Annotated in this window: 1 protein-coding gene and 1 pseudogene; one reads left to right on the top strand and one right to left on the bottom strand. The window is 40.1% G+C overall.

The window, feature by feature from the left end:
* A pseudogene (locus AC27IT_RS27860) lies at window positions 1-335 on the top strand (NADP-dependent oxidoreductase); the annotation flags it as partial.
* Between the two features lie 40 nt (window positions 336-375).
* Here AC27IT_RS27860 and AC27IT_RS27855 read toward each other — a convergent pair.
* On the bottom strand, window positions 376-609 hold a 234-nt coding region (locus AC27IT_RS27855), incomplete at its 5' end, for a YitT family protein (protein WP_487092272.1).

The following is a 609-nucleotide window of genomic DNA, read 5'->3' as shown; positions in this document are numbered from 1 at the left end:
GAGAGATTTCAGATGCAGTTGTTAGCTTATTAAATAAATTTGCGCGCATTCCACTTTGCGGCCAAATTTCACTGTATAACTTAGAAAAACAAGATGTTGGACCACGTGTTCAAACACCTTTATTAATTAACAGTGCGCTAATGAAAGGGTTTATCGTAGCCGACTATGCTGACAAATTCCCTGAAGGCATTAAGCAGTTAGGCGAATGGGTGCAGCAAGGGAAAATCAAGTACAGCGAAAACGTTGTAGAAGGTTTTGAAAATGTACCTGAAGCGTTCCTTGGGTTATTCGAAGGAGCAAACTTAGGAAAACAGCTTGTAAAAGTAGCAGAATAAGCGTAAAAAAACCGTGCGGGATCATTTCCGCACGGTTTTTTTACATAGTTGAAGCCGTTTGTTGCTTGGCTTCTTCTTCAATATGTTCACCAGTTCGTTCGATTGGCGAGCGTTTGTGATAGCGTCCAAGCAGTCCTGTCATGATAAAAATACCAATTAACGAATAAAGAACTTGAACTACGCCGAATACCACTGTTGCAGAGCCTACAATCAACACATCTGTCAAAAGCATTGTTTTACCTGGATTAATGCCAAATCGTTTATCAAGAAACAC

It is taken from the genome of Brevibacillus sp. YAE8, assembly GCF_057543335.1.
Note: the sequence above shows the minus strand (reverse complement) of the source record. Positions and strands in the feature narration are given on the sequence as shown.